We start from the raw sequence: 15,241 nt of genomic DNA on the forward strand, positions 1-15,241 counted from the left end.
CTAGGCCGCCGATTCGGCTTCGACGCTGGTCGTCTTCACCAGGTGGTCGATCACGTCGTCGGTGGTGATGCCGTCGGCTTCGGCGTTGAAGTTGGTGATCAGGCGGTGGCGGAGCACCGGGCGGGCGATGGCCTCCAGGTCGTCGCGCTCCACGCAGTGGCGGCCGGCTAGGGCCGCGCGGGCCTTGGCGGCCAGCACCAGGTACTGGCTGGCACGGGGGCCGGCGCCCCAGCTGATGTACTTGGTCACCAGTTCGTCGCCGGCGCCACGCGAGACGCGGGTCTTGCGAACCATGGCAATCGCATACTTGGCCAGGTGGTCCGCGATGGGCATCCGCCGTACGACGTGGCTGAACTTCAGGATCTCCTCGGCTGTCAGGGCCTCGGTCACGGTGGCTTCGAAGTCGGCCGTCGTCTGTTTGACGATGGCCAGCTCCTCGTCGGCGTCCGGGTAATCGACCTTGACCATGAACATGAACCGGTCGAGCTGCGCCTCGGGCAGCGGGTAGGTGCCTTCCTGCTCGATGGGGTTCTGGGTCGCCAGCACAAAGAACGGCTCGGGCAGCGCGTAGCGTTTGCCCCCAGCGGTGACCTGTTTCTCCTGCATCGCTTCGAGCAGCGCGGCTTGCGTCTTCGGCGGAGTGCGGTTGATCTCGTCGGCCAGCACGATGTTGGCGAACAGCGGGCCTTCCAGAAACCGGAACTCGCGCGTGCCGGTCGACTTGTCTTCCTGAATTACCTCGGTGCCGGTGATGTCGGCTGGCATCAGGTCGGGGGTGAACTGCACGCGGCTGAATTTGAGCGATAGCGCATCGGCCAGCGTGCGAATGAGCAGCGTCTTCGCCAGGCCCGGCACACCCACCAGCAGGCAGTGACCGCGGGCGAACATGGCGATCAGCAGTTGCTCGACGACGTCGTGCTGACCGACGATCACTTTGCCGAGCTCGGAGGTGAGTCGCTCGTAGGTTTGTCCCAGATGCCGAATGTCGTCGAGGTCGTTATCGCCAAGCATAGATTGGTTTTCTGAGTTTCTGAACTTATGAAGAATGATCGCTGGAGTGACTTCGATGGATTGCTCCATCAATCATAGATCATCAGTCATAAATGTCGGTAGGTGGGAGGGATTGGGAGAGTTTTGGTTCGGCAGGCGGAGTTTTCGGAGCGACCGGAGGTTTGTCGCCCAGCAGGATCAACTCCTTTTTGGTGGCCACCAGCAGTCCGTCGCCGCAGGGAATGAGATTGGCGCCACCGACGCCGCCCAAGTTGTCCAGGGCGATCGGATTGCGCGTCTGCTGGCCCGTGGCGGCGCTGAACACGTGGATGGAGCGCTCGGTGGGCCAGAACACTTCGTCGCCGGCCAGGCAGCCACGGCCGCTACCCGTCACACCGGCGGCGGGCGAATCGGGCCACTGGAATTCCGTTTGACCGGTCGCCGGATCGATCATCCACAGTTCGCGTCCGCTGGCGATCAACCGGCCGGCCGCCACGCCCAGCAATTGGTCTACGCTCCACGCCTGATCGTTCACCCACAGGGTGCGGCCACTTACCGGATCGAGCGCAAACAGCGACGGCGAGTCCGAAGGCATGCAAACCAGGGCGCCGGGGGCGAACATGGCCGTGCCGTGCTGCCGACTGGTGACCTGCGACAGGTCGTTGGGCTTGATGGAGTTCCATCGCTTGTAGGTGCGGGCCCACATCACGCGTCCGTCGCTCGCCCGCACGGCCACGATCACGCCCGCATCGGTCGACAGATACAGCATGCCTTCGCCCGCCACGAGTACGTCGCTCTGGTCCGCACCATCGGCTGTGATCGAAGCGACCTCCGAGTGCCAGAGCGGCCGCCCCGTAGTGCGGGCGTAACAAGCCATGGCTATCCGGCCACCGGCGGAAGCGTCGCGCAGCGGCAGATAGATGTGCTCCTCGGTGACAACTGGCGGACCGCTGAACTCTCTGCCTTCGCCGGCTTCAATCTGCAGTCGCAGTTTCCCCTCGGCCGACAGATCGGTCGCTTCGAGTCGGTACTGTGGTGCACCCGTCCGAGAGTCCTCTGAAGTGACGTGATACAGCAGCGAACCGGAGATGGCCGCCGGTGGTACGGGCTGAAGATACGTCGACTGAAACCCGCGAATTGCGTTGCCCAGCACCACAGGACCATTCACGGCCCGACCTTGGATGATGATGCGCTGCTGGGCGGGGCCATTCTGGATGATCACACCACCGCGGCCGCCGGCCTGAACGCGGAGCTGCAGCTGTGCTTGCCCCAGCGGGCGTTGCACGGGATTGTTGCGATTCTCCACTCGCGCTATGGGCTGGTCGGCTTGTTCGCCGGCCAGGGGCTCGTCCGTTTCGCCATACAGCAGCTTGCCCGTCTGGGGATCGAGGGCCAGCCACTCCCCCTGTTGCTCGATAGTAACGGCCGAGCCAGCAAATAGTGGGTAGACGAACAGTTGCTTCGGCGCCATCGCGACGGGGCGCGCAAACCGCTCGTTGAGGTTAATCAAGACTTGCGATTGGGCGACACGCGTGGGGGCTTCTACCAGCGGGCGACGCCACTCGACTTGGGATAGGTCGCCGAACGACTGGGCCACGCCACTGCGAGCGGCATTACCACCAAAAGTGGGCCAGTCGGATAGCGGCGCCGCAGCGGGCCACTCGCGGGCCGCCTGCAGCGTGGCCGTGAGGGCCTCGGCCAGGTTGGCTTGCCGGCCGCCAATCGTTGCCTCGGCAGTAGGATCCGCCAATTGCAGGACGGCCAGCTCTCGCGCGGCGCGATCGAACGCCCGTTCGCGAATCGACACCATCGCCAGTCGAGCCATGATTTCGGCCACCGGAATGTCCGTATCGGGGTAGACCAGCGATGAGTCGGTTGGAACCTTCGCTGAGGTTACCTGTGCGAGAACAGCGTCTCGCACCTTGTTGTCTTCGAGGTCGAGTTCGCCGAGGGCTACGCCCCACGGAAGACCGTTTGGCGCGAGCGTGGCGGCAGACAACTGGAGTAAATAGCCACGAGCTTCGTTCGTGCGCCCCGCTTCGAGCGCCATGTCGGCCAGGGCGAGTAGTGCGTCGTCGCCTGCACTGCTGGCGAAGTACTCGTCGACCACGGCCGCCAGTGCCTGAGAGTCTCGCTCGCGGATGCCCCGCTCGTAGAGGCTCCGGGCCGCTGCATCGGCGCGTTGGCGATATACTGCCAGCCCTGCGGCGGGCCACCGCGCGATTCGCATGCCGGTTGCCGTTTGCACGGGCAGGTAGTAGTTGTCGGTGATCGCCAGCATCTCGTCGGCCGATTCGTCCGACAGCCGCAGCAGAGCGTCGACCGCTTCGCCCCATGCGCCCGCCTCGACCAACGTGTCGATCTGCGCCAGCTCGCGCTCGACATTGCTCGTGACGGCCAGCACGCGAGCTTCGGTTGTCGACACCGGGGGCACAGGCCAGAACTCCTCGAAGGCGAGAACCTGCGAGGCCAGCAGCAGCAACGGCAGTGGCAGCAATCGGTGCATGCGGGGATTATATCAGGTTAGGGTCGGGAGGTTAGATGCGTGCAGCAAGTTCTTAGTTCCCGGGAAGTGCGTGGGAGATATGGGCGATTTAGGCCACCGTAGGCCATCGATTACAGAGTTTGCCGGAATTGGCCCTCCTCGAGTCCATCGGCTGCTTCACGGTTTCGGTCCCCCATTTGCATCAATCTGATCAATCGGTCGAGGGCTGGAGTTCTGACCTCTGGAATTCGTGCAATTGCTCGTGCGTCACCCGCAACGGGCACCACTCGACCACTCCATTGCTCAATTGCCGTACGGCGGCGAAAGGAGACTATGATGCCTCGAGCCTGGACCAACAAAGACGAACGTCAATTCAAGCACGTAAAACAAAGCGCCATGGATAGGGGCCGTAGCGAGGACCGAGCGGAGGAGATTGCCGCTCGGACCGTGAACAAGCATCGCAGGCAGTCTGGCGAAACTTCGAATCGCACGACCCAAGGCACAGGGAACCCGAACATCAAGTTGGAGGACCGCACCGTGGAGGAGCTCCGCAATCTGGCTTCGGAGCTCGATGTCGAGGGACGCAGCAAGATGAAGAAAGCCGAGCTGGTTTCCGCGATCCGAAAGCGACGATCGTAGGTGTTGTCATCCGCAGGACGGGCCACTGGCACGGCAAATCAGGCGTGGCGGCTGGGCATTCCGAGCATTTTCCCAGCGAACCTTGACCGGTCCCGGTGGGTCAGCTACCCTACTGACATGAATGCAGCCACCCTTCTCAACCTGGTTCTACTATTGCTTGCCCCGCGCACGCCTTAGGGTTCCTGCATACTTTCCACTGCAAACTCCCAAACCCTGAGGCCTCCCAGCCTCGGGGTTTTTTTGTTTAATGACCTTCTGTTTCCCACTCACCCTCAAAACCCGAATCCTTCCATGTCACGCAATATCGTTATCTTCGACACCACACTCCGCGACGGCGAACAATCTCCCGGTGCCAGTATGAACCTGGCCGAGAAGTTGGAGGTTGCCCAGGCGCTAGTGGATCTGAAGGTCGATGTGATCGAAGCGGGTTTTCCCATCGCCTCGCCAGGCGACTTCGAGGCCGTGCAGGCCATCGCCCGCTCGGTGAAGGGTGCCGCGGTCTGTGGACTCGCCCGGTGTAACGACAAAGACATCGACCGCGCCGCCGAAGCAGTGAAAGACGCCGACGATCCGCGGATTCACGTCTTCCTGGCCACCAGTGCCATCCATCGCGAGTTCAAACTCAAGATGGATAAGGACGAGATCATCCGCCGCGCCGTGGCAGGGGTCGAGCGGGCCAAGGGTTACACCTCGAACATTGAGTTCAGCCCCGAAGACGCCGCGCGGACCGAGTCGGATTTCCTCTGCAAAGTGGTCGAGGCCGCCATCACAGCGGGTGCCACCACGGTGAACATTCCCGACACGGTGGGCTATGCCACGCCCACGCATATGGGCGGGGTGATTCGCGACCTGGTGAATCGCGTGCCGAATATCGACAAGGCGGTCATCAGCGTGCACTGCCACAACGACCTCGGTCTGGCGGTGGCCAACAGCCTGGCCGCCGTGGAGAACGGCGCCGGGCAGATCGAATGCACCATCAACGGCATCGGCGAGCGGGCCGGCAACTGCTCGCTGGAAGAAATCACGATGGCCCTCAAGACTCGCAGCGACTACTACGGCCACACCACGCGAGTCGACACCACGCGCCTGGTGCCCACCAGTCGTTTGGTATCGAGCGTCACCGGCCTCGAGGTGCAGCGCAATAAAGCGATCGTCGGTCGCAACGCGTTCGCCCACGAGTCGGGCATCCATCAGGATGGCATGCTCAAGAATCCGACCACTTACGAAATCATGCGGCCCGAGGACGTCGGCTTCCACAAGACCGACCTGGTGATGGGCAAGCACAGCGGCCGCGCCGCCCTGGCCGACCGCGCCCGGGCGCTCGGCTATCACCTGGAGGGCGAGAAGCTGCAGGAGGTGTTCGACGCCTTCAAGAAGCTGGCCGACAAGAAGAAAGAGGTGTACGACTCGGACATCGCCGCGCTGATCGACAAACGCGTCAGCTCGGCCGACGACCAATGGAAGTTGGTGCGGTACGAACTGAAGCTCGAAGGCGAGGGCATCCCCTCGGCCACCGTCACCCTGAGCAAGGGGGACGAGGAGCAAACCGACACGTTCTTCGGCGGCGACGGTCCGCTCGATGCCCTGTTCCGCGTGATCGAAAAGATCACCGGCTCGCAGGTCGTGGTGCGCGACTACCGCGTGCACAGCGTGAGCCAGGGTAAAGATGCCCAAGGCGAATCGACCATCGAACTGGAGTACCAGAACCGCATCTACCGCGGCCGCGGCGTCTCCACCGACACCGTGGAAGCCAGCACGCTGGCGTTCCTGAACGCCGTGAACCGGATCTCACTGACGTCGGGCGAGCCGACCGAGGCCGTGTATCGGGATACGGTGTGACGGATTAACCACGGAGTCACAGAGGTCGCGGAGTCGCCCCCGGCCTTTGTGTCATCCTGAGGGAGCCTAAGCGACCGAAGGATCTACGTTGCCATTGGAAGCGTCGTGAACCCGCCACGCACGGACACTGGTGCGCACGGATTGAATTTGTGCCGCGATGTGGTTTCGGCATTCGGCCGGGATGTTACCCGGGGTGATCTTCAGGAGTTTGCCGTATCTGACAGCGGTTGTGACAACCGACGCAGGCTTTGAAGCATTAGCGCTTTGGGGTCGGAACGTTCCTATGCAGTCGCGAAGCAGCTAGCTTGAGAAGTCGTGCAGTAGCGCGATAGAATGGCACTCTGCTTACTGAAGGGGCTTCGGACGAAATGACAAGTTATCCCACCATGCCAGCTCCAATCCAATTCGACATCGTCCCGCACATCGGCATCGGCCCGGTTCATCTCGGGATGACGCCCGACGCCGTCGAGGCGGCGGTTGGCAGTGTGCCCGGTGCCCTCCCGCGGTTGGCCAAAGGTCGGAAAACCCACTGCTACTTCAAAGCAGCTCTGCAGGTCAGTTTCGGCGAGTCAGGATTGGTGAACTTCATCGGAGTGTCCGGAACGCCGTTACTCGAGTGTCGGTATGAGGACCGTGACGTCTTTGACCTGCCCGCGCCCGAATTGTTTGCTCTGATCGCCTCACGGGAGCGGAGCGGGCGACACGACTACTCGGCGGCGGAGTATGTGTTCCCGGAGCAGATCGTTACGCTGTACGAGGCCGACGAGCAGTACGACCGCAAAGGCGGGGAATCCCGGCCGGTTTTTGCGGAGGTCGGGGTCGGCAACGCCGAGTACTTGGCTGTCATCCGAGCCCTCCGCGGCACCCCGGAGGCGGGATAACGAGCCGCAACAGTGGACCGGTCCCCGACGTGTGGTCCGCCAGTCCAGTGTGCGCGTCCGGCCCGGCGACTGAACAACGTTGTGTGTGGGACTCGTCGGCAGCCCTTCAACCAACAGCGGTGTGCCCATCCGCTGTCACTTCCTGCAGTCGCAACCTCCCCGCGGTGACCATCATCTCAGCCGGTCTCAGCCGCACGGGTGCCACTCCAGGGTTTAGGACTGGTCGAAATAGTCCAAGGGTGGAGGGCACTGCTGGCTCTCGGCAACCTGTCGGCCACGATACATCACAGCCTGCGGTCATGCTTCCTGGAGTGGCAAAGGGCGATAAACCAGCAGTGGCACGCGGCGAAGCCCGCAACCTATCCCCGCCACACCGCCCTGGGCACCAAACTCTCTCCTATCCATTTGTAGCCACAACCTCTTGTGCTTCGCACACGGTTCGCTTCGATGTCCCTTCGCTCAGTGAAAGCTAAATTGAGGCCGATACTTGAAACCTCCGCCACTCACCTCGGGTAGAACCAACCAGAACCACGCTTGCGCTCACTCGCAGGCGCAACTGTCCTTTGGCGTCGGAGGCTCCAATGGCTTGTCTATTCATGCTGCTAGCCGCTATTGGTTTGGCAACCACCTGTGTCGCCAAAGAGCCGGTTTCGCTGGCCGAGAGTTTCCTGCACGAAGGAGACTTCGCCGAGGGCGAGACCGCTTTGCTGGTACATCTGGATGCCAACCCAGGTGACGACGAGGCTCGCTTCGGGCTGGGCGTGATTCAGTTTTTCCGGGCCGTCGAAAACCTGGGGCAAGCGCTGTACGAATACGGGGCCGTGTCCGAAAACGCGACCGAGCCCTTTCTAAGGCTTCCTGTCCCGCAAAACCCTGACCCGGCCGAAATCACTCACGCCGAGTTGGGTCGCGTGCTGGAACTGTTCGCCGCCGACCTGGCTCGCGCCGAAGCGACGCTGGCGGACATTGAGGACGACAACGTCAAGCTGCGCCTGCGGCTGGCGGACATCACGCTCGATTTCACCGGCACCGGCGAGCAGCAGACTCAGTTGCTCGAATTGCTCAATAAACTCAATGGTGGCCCGCTGGATCTTCAGAAGGCGAACCCCGACTTTCGCATTCACTTCGACCGAGGAGACGTCGCGTGGCTGCGGGCCTACTGCCACGCGCTGTCCGCCCTGGCAGAGGCCTACGGCGCCGTTGACGTCGAGCCGGGTTTCTCCGATCGTGTCGCGAGAGTTTTTCCCCGGGTGAGAGCGACTCCGGACCGAGAGGACGAAAAGCGGCCTAACGCCGTGAAGATTGCGGACGCACCCCACCTGCGCCGGATGCGCCTGCATTTGGTGGCCGTGTGCAAGCTGAATCGCGAAACGTGGCGACACATCCGCTCCGAGACCGACGACGACTTCGAGTGGCTTTCGCACGCCAAGCAGACGGACCAGCTTGGTTTACCCCTGAGCGAAGAGCAGGTCAACGCCTGGCTGGCGATGCTGGAGCAACTGGAAGGCCTGTTGACGGGGCAACGTCTAATGCCAAACATTTGGGTGCGAATGGTGGACCCCAACCTCGCAAAGGGCAAAGGCGTGAACTTTCGCAAGGTGCTCGACGATCCACCAACATTGCTGCTTGACTTTGACCGAATTCGCTCTGAAGGCGTCGACGAGAAGTACCTGGAAGACGAAGCGGCAAAACCGGCGTTCGACATGACGGTGATCTGGAGAATACCGCAACTCTTCTCGGGCCCCTTTGGCATCGCCAGGGCGGTTCGGTTGAATTGAGAGTTCGCCTACTCCCCGCGGTGACCATCACCTCAGCCGCTCTCGTCGATGCTTGCTGTGGTTGTTGGACGGCGATAAGCTATCACTCCAATGCTATGCGGCGCTGCGCCGTAGAATTCTCGTTTGTGCGGTGATATCGAGGACTGATAATGAGTGCTATGGCGGAATTGGCGAAGTCCAAGGTAGAAGCTTTAACCGTCGCGGTAACATCGGACAGCCGATGGCAACTCGAAGACGAACTGTTGTGTGAGGTTTTTGGATTCACGATGTATGGATATGTATTTGGGGTTGGTCGCATCGTCTGCTTCATGGATGTAGAGGAAATTCAGAAACTAGCTGCCGATCAACTCTCCGGGCTAGGTATAGGTCGGAAGTACGCCGAAGGAATGATGCAAGCTGCACACAATGAAATGATGCAGGAGGGTAATACTTCTCTCCACAATCAGCTAGTTGGAATTGGACATTCGCAGATTGGTTCAGAAGACCTCTCCGAACTGGTCGAGTCTGTGTTTCATAACAGCGAGCAGATCAGGAAATCCATGGGCAAGGGAGGGTAGTATTCAGCAATGCCATATTACACAGCGTTCCACCGGAGTGCACTCTCTCTTCGGCTTTCGAGCATCCTTTCCTTCGTCCTGCATTCTTTGTTCATTCAAGACTCTACCGTATACGGCCGCATGTCCGGTAAGCTTGGTCGTTCAGCGTCATGAACCTGAATGAAGTCGCATACGTTCTGAAGAATCGGCCGATTGGGCCTTGCGGTTTTGTCGAGTTCTATGCTCCCACTTGGCAATGTAGTCACGTTCGGTTTGTTCGTGGGCTTTGGGACGCGGATGACTATTCACGCGAAGACGCGCTGGCGTGGATCCTCCAACGTGGCGACGGAGCCTACAAGGAGAACTGGATCGAATCGATTAGCTGCTCACGCTGTGAAGCTGTGCCCTTGCGAGAGATTGCTTCCTCGATTGATGCACTTGCAAAAGAGATCGAAGAAAGCGACCATTTAGCAAATCCAGTACCGCTTCCAATCAAGTCGTCGGACCTGGACGCCGCCAGCATGCCGGTCAGAATCCAAGGGCTGGCCCTCTATGATTATGGCCCAACCGCTGTCTACGTCTGGCAACGTCAAGCTGAGTTCAACTACCTAGAGATTCACTACGAATCGTAAGGATGCAATACAATGCGAGGCACGTGGAGTCCCAGACGGCTTAGGTGGCATGCCCCGCGGCGTGCTGTGGCAACTGTATGTCCCCGATCCCCTCGAAGTAGTACCGCAGCTTCGCTCGGCCCGTAAGCGTTGCGGGGCAGCTAAAGATGAACCGCAGACGCATGGGGCCTGCAATTTTTCCAAAATCGTTATCGTCTTGCTCGATGCCATCCGGTCCTGTTAGCTTGACCGATTCTAGGCTGCCCTCGTCGTCTTCTGTGTCGCCGTCCATGTGCTCGATGCCCATCGGCTTGCCATACGGCGCGAGCGCGAAGTCGAAGGGGTCCCAGTGTGTCATGGGCCCTGCGTGCCGTGGGTCGGGCGTAATGGTACAGTCGACCAGCACGTAGCGATCGACTTTGGGTTCCAGGTCGCTACTGTCGTCGCCTTCTAATTCGCTGTCTTCATCATCATTCTCTGGGGCGGGGAGTTCGTCGCGCTCCGGCTTCGTCGTAAGCTCGCACGCGTGGATCTCCACCTGCGCGTTGCGGAGTACCTTCGACTTGGTTTCAAACAGGCCTTTGGCGAACTTCGTGATGACGTACTTCAGGAGCGCCGGTAGGCCAACGCCAAGCAGGACCACTTCGCCGATGATTACCAGCAACGTCCCCCACCAGGGCAAGAAGTAGCTCGCGACAAAGGGGACTGAAATGACGAGCGCGAGGAATGCCAGGATGAGGTATTTCAGCATGACGAGTTCAGGTGAAGGTTGAAGATGGACGAGTCACACAGGTTAGATCGTACCACGTCTGCTCGACCGCAAGTACCGGCGAACCTTTTGCTGATGGATGAATCGCCAATTCAAAGTGGTCGTCCATTACCGTCATCCAGCGTAAGGATTTCGGGTTCACTCGCAGTTACACAAAATCGCCGTTGTAAAAAAGTCGCGGTGGAAATTGCGCGGTCGTGTGATCCAATGGGGTTGCGTGGTGTTAGGTGTAGGTGATGGGGGTAGGTGAGTAGGTGAGTAGGTGAGTAGGTGGCTTGCTTGCCGAGGACCTACGGGTTGGCGGAGCGATCGGAAGACGCTGGCCGCGCTCGAGATGCGTCCTGCAAGCGAGCGTGGTGGTGACTGCTTCGCTCGATCGGCGGAGCGATCGGCCACAAGGAGGGTTTTGGGCCAAGTTCGAAGTTTTGGTCCACCGGGGGACATGCGGGGAACAACGCAGCCGGTTCTGGACCACTGCGCGGCGATGTAACCCTGGAATACAAGGAGTTTTTGAAATCGAGGTCGCCCAATGCTCCCGGGGTTTTGGGCCCACGAATCGCTTGTCCCCAAGACTGGCCCAAAACCAGGTTGGCCCAAAACTAGCTTGGTGCGAGATCCACCGTTTGGCGACGGTAGCTACGGGTAGCCGGATCGCCACGCGCTCCGCGAGAGTTCGAATGTCGCTGATGCAACCTCAGGCGACGAACGCCAGGTAGTAAAACACCCAGCCCGTAACGGCTGTCATGGTCATTTCCCCGGCGGCGATGCGGCCCCAGAGTTTGTGGCGGGCGCTGTAGGCGGCGGGTGTCGGGGGTTTGGGGAAGTGCTTGATGGCGCCAGTGATGACGTAGATCCAGATAAAGGCCGTTGGAACGGCGAAGAAGAGGTGGATAAGCAGCGAGACGCCCACCGGCGAGGACCACTTCTGTTCGATCGTGAAGAACGGCGAAGGCTCGGCCCGCAGTTCCCACTCGGTGAGGAACTGCATATCGACCTCGAACGCCACAACGGCCAGCAGCAAGATGGTGGCCAGGGTAAGCTGAATCTTCTTATGCAGGTCCCAGCGATGCTTGTACCGGGCAGCCGCGATGCTGAAGCCCATGACCGGGATCACGGCAAACATGGCCACGAAGACCACATCGAGCATCAGCGACGCCCGCGTGCCGAGAAATCCGTCGATGCCGGGAAACTCCATGGTGGCCTCCGCCCAATGAGATCTGAAAGTTCCCCGATTCTAGGCGACCGGCCGCGAGGGACGAACCCCATATTCTTGCCGAAAGCCTGCCTTGTGGATGGAAGATGGGACGGGGCCAATTGCGAATTCGGCCCACCGATGTATAGTTGGGGGCAAGGAGCTTTCTCTCCGAACCGTCGAGAGCACTGGATTGTCATGATTCAGCCCGGTTCGCGAGACGAGAGAAGCAGGCCTCACGAGCCCCAGTGGCGCAACTGGATAGCGCGCTGCCCTCCGAAGGCAGAGGTTACTGGTTCGAATCCAGTCTGGGGTATTTGCTCACGGAGCCAACCAACATGGTCGGGTCGCGCGTGCTCGCACGTTTCGGCTTTTCAGCGGGCAGAGGAACTGCTGAGCGTTCCGGAACGCCGGGGTTTTCAACGACTCGTCGACTCCTCGGCAGCCTGGCGATGCCAGGCCCTTGATTGGCGGCTTCTAGGCATTTTCCCACGCCACCGTGGTTTGCGACTGCTGACCAAGTCCGTCGATGCCGAGGGTCATGGTTTGGCCTGGCCGCAGATACACCGGCGGTTTCTGACCAAGGCCAACTCCTGGCGGCGTGCCGGTGGAGATGATGTCGCCGGGGTGCAGTGTCATGAACCGGCTGATGTAGCTAACCAGTTCCGCAACGCCAAACACCATGGTTTGCGTGCTGCCATCTTGGTAGCGATGTCCATCGACTTCGAGCCACAGCGCCAGGTCTTGCGGATTGGGGATTTCATCCCGGGTCACCAAATAAGGACCGAGCGGAGCGAACGTATCGCAGCTCTTGCCCTTCACCCATTGGCCGCAGCGTTCCAGTTGAAACTCGCGCTCCGACAGATCGTTCACCACGCAATAGCCAGCAACGTAGTTCAAGGCGTCTTGCTCCGACACGTGGGAAGCGGGCTCGCCAATGACGATGCCGAGTTCCACCTCCCAGTCGGTTTTGGTGGAATCCTTGGGAATCACCACGTCGTCGTTGGGGCCAACGATGGCACTGGTGGCCTTCATGAAGAGCACTGGCTCGGCGGGAACGTCCATGCCCGACTCGGCAGCGTGGTCCGAGTAGTTTAACCCGACGCACAAGAACTTGCCGACACCCGTGACGCACGGGCCCAGTCTCCCAGGGGCTTCGACCACCGGTAGATCGTCCAAGTTGCTTTGCCGCAACGACTCCAGCGAGCTGTTGCTCAAAGCGCTGCCCGCCAGATCGTCGACCATCTTGGCCAGCGAACGTACCGTGCCATCGGTATGCAGCAAGCCCGGCAGCTCGCCACCTGGTGGTCCGTATCGGAGGAGTTTCATGTTTCAATCCTCAGTGTTGAATCATCAGATGCACCATCCACCATCAATCACGTGAATGGCGCCGGTTGTGTAAGCCGACTCGTCCGACGCGAGATAGACAGCAAGAGCCGCGATCTCCTCGGGAGTTCCAATCCGCCCCATCGGTTGCCGGGCGACGAATGATTGGCGGATCTCTTCGTAGTCGCCCTGGGCGCGAATTCTGTCGTCGAGCGAGGGAGACTGAACGGTACCTGGGCAGATCGCATTGACGCGGATGCCTTGACCGACAAAGTCGGCGGCCACTGCTTTGGTAAGGCCAATGGCCGCTGCTTTGGTGGCTCCGTAGGCGAATCGGTTCGGCACGCCGGTTACGCTCGAGGCGACCGAAGCCACGTTGACGATCGAACCTCCGCCAAGGGAGAGCATGCCCGGAAGAAACGCCCGCGTCATGCGATACATGGACGTAATATTGATATCCAGCGAGCGCTGCCAGTCCTCGGGCGTGCAATCGAGAATCGTTCCATGGTGCACATAGCCGGCGCAGTTGAACAGCACATTGATGTCGCTACGCTCTTGAGCGAGTTTCTCAATGGCATCGGGGTTGCAGACATCCAGCACGGCCACTTCGATCCGAGGTTCTTCGCCCCTGAGTTGCTCGAGGGCCTGCTCGTTGATATCCGTGGCCAGCACCTGCGCACCTTCGCGGCAAAAGGCCAAAGCGGTTGATTTGCCAATGCCCTGCCCTGCTGCCGTGGCCAGCACGACCTTGCCTTGTAGTCGGTTACCCATGATTTCTTTCGTGTTCGAAGTCGCTAGAGGTCGCTAGTCACGCATTGGCAGCGAGCCGAAGCTGCCACTCGGACCCTTGGGGGTAGCTGTACTGCTCAATGCTCGCCTGATGGATTTCGGCACTGTACCCTGCATTGGTGGGTGGCATGTAGTGTCCGCTGCGCACCACAACCGGGTGCACAAAGTGCGAGTGGAGGTGATCCACGTACTCTGCGACCCGGTTATCCAGCGACGCACCGATGCGAATATAGTCGATCATGATCAGGTGGTTCACGTACTCGCACAAACCGACACCACCTGCATGCGGGCAGACCGGGACATTGAATTTTTTTGCCATCAACAGCACGCCAAGTATTTCGTTCACGCTGCCAAGGCGACAACTATCGATTTGGCAGAACGAGATCGCGTTCAGCTGGAGCAACTGCTTGAAGATGACGCGGTTTTGACACTGCTCGCCGGTGGCGACCCCGATAGGTGCGATCGCCTTGGCGATTTCGGCGTGGCCTACGACGTCGTCCGGCGAAGTTGGTTCTTCCACCCACCACAGGTCGAACCGGGATAGCTGTCTGACCCATTCAATCGCCTCGGCGACCTCCCATCGCTGGTTGGCGTCGACCATCAGTTTTCGGTTGGGCCCGATTTCCTCGCGGATGATGGCGGCACGGCGGATGTCATCTTCCAAGTCGGCGCCAACCTTCAGTTTAAAATGCTCCCATCCTTCGGAGAGCGCTTGGCGACACAGCTTGCGGATCAAGTCGTCCGAGTAGCCGAGCCAACCGGCTGACGTGGTGTAGGCCGGAAAACCTGTGGTGTGCAACTCCGATTCGCGGTCGGCGCGGGTGGAGTCGTTTGTCGCCAGAATCTCGAGAGCGTCTTGTTTGGTGAGGGCATTTCCCAAGTACCGAAAATCGACACAGTCGACGAGTTGTTCGGCGGGCAGGTCGGACACCAGTTTCCAAAGCGGTTTGTTCTCCACCCGCGCCCACAGATCCCAAATGGCGTTCAACAAGGCCGCCGCAGCTAGATGGACTACGCCTTTTTCAGGTCCAAGCCATCGCAGTTGGGAATCGTTAGCGATGGATTGGGCCGTTTGGCCAAACGTTTCCACCAAGCTTGCTAACGTCTTTCCGACGACCTTTTCGGCCAGCAACTCGATCGCACTGACGCAAAGATCGGTGCCGCGGCCAAGCGTAAAGGTCAACCCGTATCCAGCCAGGCCATCGCAACTGGTCGACAACTTGACGTAGGCGGCGGAGTAGTCGGGATCCGTATGCATGGCATCCGATCCGTGAGCTTCCTCCGAGGTAGGAAACCGCAGATCAACCACGCTGCACGCAGTGATTGTTAACGAGCTATCCATGTTCAACTATTGTTGGGAATGTCAATTTCGGAGGGAGCAAACAGTACTGCGGCATGGCTGGCAG

General features: G+C 60.2%; 13 protein-coding genes and 1 tRNA gene. 7 read left to right on the forward strand and 7 right to left on the reverse strand.

What is annotated here, in order from left to right; genetic code table 11:
* Both NG895_RS28445 and NG895_RS28450 read right to left on the reverse strand, forming a co-directional pair.
* Positions 1-1,011, reverse strand: a complete 1,011-nt coding sequence (locus tag NG895_RS28445; protein ID WP_252855959.1) for an AAA family ATPase — start codon at positions 1,009-1,011, stop codon at positions 1-3.
* An 82-nt stretch (positions 1,012-1,093) separates the two neighbouring features.
* Entirely contained in the window at positions 1,094-3,496 is a 2,403-nt protein-coding gene (locus NG895_RS28450; protein WP_252855960.1) for an outer membrane protein assembly factor BamB family protein, read from the reverse strand.
* A 315-nt stretch (positions 3,497-3,811) separates the two neighbouring features.
* On the opposite strand from NG895_RS28450, the gene NG895_RS28455 reads away from it, so the two are divergent.
* The 6 genes from NG895_RS28455 to NG895_RS28480 all read left to right on the forward strand — a co-directional run bounded on the left by NG895_RS28455 (position 3,812) and on the right by NG895_RS28480 (position 9,780).
* Positions 3,812-4,114 (forward strand): Rho termination factor N-terminal domain-containing protein, encoded by a 303-nt coding sequence (locus NG895_RS28455; protein WP_252855961.1) that lies wholly within the window; start codon positions 3,812-3,814, stop codon positions 4,112-4,114.
* 291 nt (positions 4,115-4,405) lie between these two features.
* Positions 4,406-5,953: a 2-isopropylmalate synthase gene (locus tag NG895_RS28460; RefSeq protein WP_252855962.1), complete on the forward strand. Its 1,548-nt coding sequence runs from the start codon at positions 4,406-4,408 to the stop codon at positions 5,951-5,953.
* A 386-nt stretch (positions 5,954-6,339) separates the two neighbouring features.
* Positions 6,340-6,834 (forward strand): hypothetical protein, encoded by a 495-nt coding sequence (locus tag NG895_RS28465; RefSeq protein WP_252855963.1) that lies wholly within the window; start codon positions 6,340-6,342, stop codon positions 6,832-6,834.
* Between the two features lie 581 nt (positions 6,835-7,415).
* Complete coding sequence (locus NG895_RS28470) at positions 7,416-8,612, forward strand: hypothetical protein (protein ID WP_252855964.1); 1,197 nt, start codon at positions 7,416-7,418, stop codon at positions 8,610-8,612.
* Positions 8,613-8,761: 149 nt separating this feature from the next.
* Positions 8,762-9,169, forward strand: coding sequence for a hypothetical protein (locus NG895_RS28475; protein WP_252855965.1), 408 nt, complete (start codon positions 8,762-8,764; stop codon positions 9,167-9,169).
* A gap of 149 nt (positions 9,170-9,318) precedes the next feature.
* Positions 9,319-9,780 (forward strand): hypothetical protein, encoded by a 462-nt coding sequence (locus tag NG895_RS28480; protein WP_252855966.1) that lies wholly within the window; start codon positions 9,319-9,321, stop codon positions 9,778-9,780.
* 40 nt (positions 9,781-9,820) lie between these two features.
* On the opposite strand, the gene NG895_RS28485 is transcribed toward NG895_RS28480, so the two are convergent.
* Both NG895_RS28485 and NG895_RS28490 read right to left on the reverse strand, forming a co-directional pair.
* Entirely contained in the window at positions 9,821-10,510 is a 690-nt protein-coding gene (locus tag NG895_RS28485) for a hypothetical protein (RefSeq protein WP_252855967.1), read from the reverse strand.
* Between the two features lie 712 nt (positions 10,511-11,222).
* Positions 11,223-11,723, reverse strand: coding sequence for a DUF420 domain-containing protein (locus NG895_RS28490; RefSeq protein WP_252855968.1), 501 nt, complete (start codon positions 11,721-11,723; stop codon positions 11,223-11,225).
* A 239-nt stretch (positions 11,724-11,962) separates the two neighbouring features.
* Here NG895_RS28490 and NG895_RS28495 point away from each other — a divergent pair.
* A tRNA-Arg gene (locus NG895_RS28495) sits at positions 11,963-12,036 on the forward strand.
* A 161-nt stretch (positions 12,037-12,197) separates the two neighbouring features.
* Here the strand turns inward: NG895_RS28495 and NG895_RS28500 are convergent.
* Genes NG895_RS28500 through NG895_RS28510 form a run of 3 tightly spaced genes read right to left on the reverse strand, consistent with a single transcriptional unit; the run spans position 12,198 to position 15,093 of the window.
* Positions 12,198-13,049 carry a fumarylacetoacetate hydrolase family protein gene (locus tag NG895_RS28500; RefSeq protein ID WP_252855969.1) on the reverse strand — a complete coding sequence of 284 codons (852 nt, stop codon included), beginning with the start codon at positions 13,047-13,049 and terminating at the stop codon, positions 12,198-12,200.
* A 24-nt stretch (positions 13,050-13,073) separates the two neighbouring features.
* Positions 13,074-13,817, reverse strand: coding sequence for an SDR family oxidoreductase (locus NG895_RS28505; protein ID WP_252855970.1), 744 nt, complete (start codon positions 13,815-13,817; stop codon positions 13,074-13,076).
* Between the two features lie 37 nt (positions 13,818-13,854).
* Entirely contained in the window at positions 13,855-15,093 is a 1,239-nt protein-coding gene (locus NG895_RS28510; protein ID WP_252855971.1) for an enolase C-terminal domain-like protein, read from the reverse strand.
* Positions 15,094-15,241: the final 148 nt, after the last annotated feature.

The sequence above is a fragment of the Aeoliella straminimaris genome (assembly GCF_024054565.1).
Classification (GTDB): domain Bacteria; phylum Planctomycetota; class Planctomycetia; order Pirellulales; family Lacipirellulaceae; genus Aeoliella; species Aeoliella straminimaris.

Excerpts from the sequence above, each read along its gene's own strand:
- NG895_RS28445 (WP_252855959.1), bottom strand. The coding sequence starts at position 1,011 with ATGCTTGGCGATAACGACCTCGACGACATTCGGCATCTGGGACAAACC.
- NG895_RS28450 (WP_252855960.1), bottom strand. The coding sequence starts at position 3,496 with ATGCACCGATTGCTGCCACTGCCGTTGCTGCTGCTGGCCTCGCAGGTT.
- NG895_RS28455 (WP_252855961.1), top strand. The coding sequence starts at position 3,812 with ATGCCTCGAGCCTGGACCAACAAAGACGAACGTCAATTCAAGCACGTA.
- NG895_RS28460 (WP_252855962.1), top strand. The coding sequence starts at position 4,406 with ATGTCACGCAATATCGTTATCTTCGACACCACACTCCGCGACGGCGAA.
- NG895_RS28465 (WP_252855963.1), top strand. The coding sequence starts at position 6,340 with ATGCCAGCTCCAATCCAATTCGACATCGTCCCGCACATCGGCATCGGC.
- NG895_RS28470 (WP_252855964.1), top strand. The coding sequence starts at position 7,416 with ATGGCTTGTCTATTCATGCTGCTAGCCGCTATTGGTTTGGCAACCACC.
- NG895_RS28475 (WP_252855965.1), top strand. The coding sequence starts at position 8,762 with ATGAGTGCTATGGCGGAATTGGCGAAGTCCAAGGTAGAAGCTTTAACC.
- NG895_RS28480 (WP_252855966.1), top strand. The coding sequence starts at position 9,319 with ATGAACCTGAATGAAGTCGCATACGTTCTGAAGAATCGGCCGATTGGG.
- NG895_RS28485 (WP_252855967.1), bottom strand. The coding sequence starts at position 10,510 with ATGCTGAAATACCTCATCCTGGCATTCCTCGCGCTCGTCATTTCAGTC.
- NG895_RS28490 (WP_252855968.1), bottom strand. The coding sequence starts at position 11,723 with ATGGAGTTTCCCGGCATCGACGGATTTCTCGGCACGCGGGCGTCGCTG.
- NG895_RS28500 (WP_252855969.1), bottom strand. The coding sequence starts at position 13,049 with ATGAAACTCCTCCGATACGGACCACCAGGTGGCGAGCTGCCGGGCTTG.
- NG895_RS28505 (WP_252855970.1), bottom strand. The coding sequence starts at position 13,817 with ATGGGTAACCGACTACAAGGCAAGGTCGTGCTGGCCACGGCAGCAGGG.
- NG895_RS28510 (WP_252855971.1), bottom strand. The coding sequence starts at position 15,093 with ATGCATACGGATCCCGACTACTCCGCCGCCTACGTCAAGTTGTCGACC.